Source organism: Methylobacterium cerastii, assembly GCF_022179125.1.
Classification (GTDB): Bacteria; Pseudomonadota; Alphaproteobacteria; order Rhizobiales; family Beijerinckiaceae; genus Methylobacterium; species Methylobacterium cerastii.
In genome coordinates, this window is record NZ_BPQG01000085.1 from 1 (window position 1) to 3,714 (window position 3,714).

Sequence of the window (3,714 nt, forward strand, 5' to 3'; positions counted from 1 at the left end):
GTGGAACCGGGGGAGGATCATTTCGTCCCACCAGGTGCTGTTGCTGGAAGCTGACCACCAGGAGGTGTGTAGGACCCACCCGAAAGAGCCAATGCCGCACCACTCCAAGACAAGGTAGTGACGATCGCCACCCCCAACGCCCAAGCTCTATAATCTCGGTTCGTCATGCTCATTACTCCGTTGCTGACGATGAAATGGGCACGTGCCAACGGATCCGAAGCCTATGCGACTCTCCGAACAAGGTAAGCTGAGGGTTGGGCCAGTTCCCTGCATCGTGCCCGTAAAACCTCGGCCCGGGTGATCGCGTGGAGGTCGATGAAGCGGGGAACAGGAACCGCCAGTGCCGGCGATGGGCCCCTTCTCACATCGGTTGAGCCGTCATGGTGAAGGCCGCAAACGCGCTGTCGGACAAGCCGTAGAAGGCGGGTTCAGCGAACACCGTGCTTTCAGGCAGCGGCAACTTCCAATTTGCGAGTGATCCTTTTGAGCGATCAGATCGAACGTTCGCCGCATTTCTCAATCGCGCCCGGCCTGATCTCAATCAAACGAATGATGGATCTTTAGCAGAACTCAGGCATAGATCGATTGCCTCGATGACCTTGCATCGACGGTTTTGACTGGTCGAACGCGGTGCCCATGCCCGATCTGAGTTACCTGGACGCCATCGACTTCGAGCCGGTTCGGACTGCGACCCAGGACGCGAGCGAGGAGGCGCATCTCGTGCGCTTCAACCAGCACATCGTTGCGGTTCTGCTGCCGGCTGAGACGGGATGGTTCCTGCAGATGGGGTTCGGCCCGTGCGAGCAGGAAGGGCTGGTGTTCCAGAGCCTGACGGCCGCCGAGACCTGGGTCAGAGCCTGCCTCCAAAACGGAATAGTTTCCACGATCACTTAGCGCGATCGGGTGCCTGAGGCTTGAACCTCGCACCCTGCTATGACGGCTCTTTGGCAAGAGCCCGATGTCGCAGGCGACGCGACTTTGGCGGCACACGATTTGGGACGCTGGGACAAGTTTTTGGGACAGTGCGACCATTGACAAAAAATAACTGCCTGACCGCGAAGTTATTATGCATTTCTACATAAAATGAATGATGCTGGTGGCGATCCCAGAGGTTAGATCGGGCCTCGATTTTCGAGAGGCGGGGCTCGATGCTGTCGGCGGCGGGGAAGGCGATGGGACGACAGGTGGGAGCCGGCGCGAGCGAGTTGCGCGCGGCGCTCGACCAGTGTCGGACCGCCTTTATCGGTGCCGCTGCGATGAGCGGACTGATCAACGTCCTGTATCTCACCGGCTCGTTCTTCATGCTCGAGGTCTACGACCGGGTGATCCCGAGCCGGTCGGTGCCGACGCTGATCGGTCTGATGGTGCTGGCCCTGGCGCTGTACGCGTTCCAGGGTGGGCTGGAGATGCTGCGCGCCCGCATCCTGGCGCGGACCGGGGCCAGCCTCGACGAGGCCCTGAGTGATCGGGTGTTCGATGTTGTGGTGCAGGCGCCGCTGAAGGGGGCGATGCCAGGCGACGGCCTGCTGCCGCTGCGCGATCTCGATGGCCTGCGCGGGTTCATGTCCGGCTCCGCGCCGGGCGCGTTCTTCGACCTGCCGTGGATGCCGATCTACCTGTTCATCTGCTTCCTGTTCCATCCGCTGATCGGCGTCGCCGCCCTGGTCGGGGCCATGGTGCTGGCCGGGATGACCCTGCTGACCGACCGCGCCACGCGGCAGCCGTCGCAGACCTCGACCAGCCACGGCATGCGCCGCAACGGTTTGGCCGAGGCCGGTCGGCGCAATGCCGAGGTGCTCGCGGCGATGGGGATGCAGGGGCGCTTCGCCACGCGCTGGGCCGAGGCCAACCGCGACTACCTGCGCGCGCAGCAGAGCGTGTCGGACGTCGCCGGCGGCTACGGCACCGGCTCGAAGATCTTCCGCATGGCGCTGCAGTCGGGTGTGCTCGCGCTCGGCGCCTGGCTGGTGATCAACAACATGGCCACCGGCGGCATCATCATCGCCTCCTCGATCCTGGTGTCGCGAGCGCTGGCGCCAGCCGAACTCGCCATCGCCAACTGGAAGGGCTTCGTCCAGGCGCGGCAGAGCTGGGCCCGGCTCTCGGACCTGCTCGCGCGCATCCCGGCCACCCCCGCCCTGCACACGCTGCCGGCGCCGCAAGCCAGCCTCACCGTCGAGAGCGTCAGCGTGGCCCCGCCCGGCGTCTCGCGGGTCGTGGTTCAGGATCTCAGCCTCAGCCTGCGCGCCGGACAGGGGCTTGGGATCATCGGACCCTCGGCCTCGGGCAAGTCCTCGCTGGTGCGGGCGCTGGTCGGGGTCTGGCCGGCGATCCGCGGCAAGGTCCGCCTCGACGGAGCCGCCCTCGATCAATGGTCGAGCGCAGCGCTCGGGCCCCATCTCGGCTTCCTACCGCAGGAGGTCGAGCTGTTTGCCGGCACGGTGGCCGAGAACATCGCCCGGTTCGATCCGGCCGCCGCTTCCAGTGCGGTGATCGCTGCGGCGCAAGCCGCCGGCGTGCACGAGCTCGTGCTGCGTCTGCCCGAAGGCTACGACACCCGGATCGGCGAAGGCGGAGCCGGGCTCTCGGCCGGGCAGCGCCAGCGCATCGGTCTGGCGCGTGCGCTGTACGGCGACCCGTTCCTGGTGCTCCTCGACGAGCCCAATGCCAATCTCGATACCGAAGGCGAGAACGCGCTGACCCAGGCGATCCTCGGCGTGCGCCGCCGCGGCGGCATTTGCATCGTGGTGGCGCACCGCCCGAGCGCGCTCGCTGCCGTCGACCTGATCCTGATGATGGCCGACGGCCGGGCCCAGGCCTTCGGACCGAAGGACGAGGTGCTCAAGCGCGTGCTCCAGACGGTGCCGGCGCAGACCGCGCCGATCGCACCCCAGCCGGCCCAGGCCGTGATGGTGCCCCGCGCAGCGCCGGGAGCCCTGTGAGATGAACACGGTCCCGATGCCGATGGGCTTTGCGCCCGCGCGTTCCGCGCCGAGCGCGCAAGCCTCGATCCGCCGCCATCTGGCCGTCGCACTCGGGCTCGGCGTCGCCCTGGTGGTCGGGGTCGGCGGCTGGGCGACCTTCACCCAGATCTCCGGCGCGGTGATCGCCCCGGGCCAGCTCGTGGTCGAGTCCGACGTCAAGAAGGTGCAGCACCCGACCGGCGGCGTGGTGGGACAGCTGCTCGTACGCGAGGGTCAGGCGGTGAAGGCCGGGCAGGTGCTGATCCGTCTCGACGAGACCCAGACCCGGGCCAACCTCGACGTGGTGCTCAAGGCGCTCGACGAGCTTGCCGCCCGGGGTGCCCGCGACGAAGCCGAGCGCGACGGCGCCGACGCGATCGTCTTCCCGGCACCGCTTACCGCGCGCAAGGCCGCCGATCCGACGGTGGCCCACCTCATCGACGGCGAGAGCCGGCTGTTCGCCTCCCGGGTCAAGGGCCGCGAGGGCCAGAAGGCGCAGCTGCGCGAGCGGGTGGCCCAGCTCGGCCAGGAGATCGGCGGGCTGACCCAGCAGGCAGGCGCCAAGGAGCGCGAGATCGCGCTGATCCAGAGCGAGCTGAAGGGCGTGCGCGAACTCTACGCCAAGAACCTGGTGCCGCTGTCGCGGGTGACGGTGCTGGAGCGGGATGGTGCCCGGCTCGAAGGCGAGCGCGGCCAGCTGATCGCCCAGACCGCCTCGACCAAGGGCAAAGTCGCCGAGACCGAGCTGCAG

The 3,714-nt window shown here is 67.3% G+C and carries 3 protein-coding genes; all 3 read left to right on the forward strand.

What is annotated here, in order from left to right; genetic code table 11:
• The first annotated feature begins 636 nt into the window (after positions 1-636).
• Positions 637-894 carry a hypothetical protein gene (locus MFF13_RS22995; protein ID WP_238273030.1) on the forward strand — a complete coding sequence of 86 codons (258 nt, stop codon included), beginning with the start codon at positions 637-639 and terminating at the stop codon, positions 892-894.
• Positions 895-1,172: 278 nt separating this feature from the next.
• Entirely contained in the window at positions 1,173-2,942 is a 1,770-nt protein-coding gene (locus MFF13_RS23000; protein ID WP_238273031.1) for a type I secretion system permease/ATPase, read from the forward strand.
• A 1-nt stretch (position 2,943) separates the two neighbouring features.
• Positions 2,944-3,714 (forward strand): HlyD family secretion protein (locus MFF13_RS23005; RefSeq protein ID WP_373322597.1); only part of this gene is annotated, 771 nt, incomplete at its 3' end.

Coding starts and splice junctions, on each gene's coding strand:
- MFF13_RS22995 (WP_238273030.1), top strand. CDS start 637: ATGCCCGATCTGAGTTACCTGGACGCCATCGACTTCGAGCCGGTTCGG.
- MFF13_RS23000 (WP_238273031.1), top strand. CDS start 1,173: ATGGGACGACAGGTGGGAGCCGGCGCGAGCGAGTTGCGCGCGGCGCTC.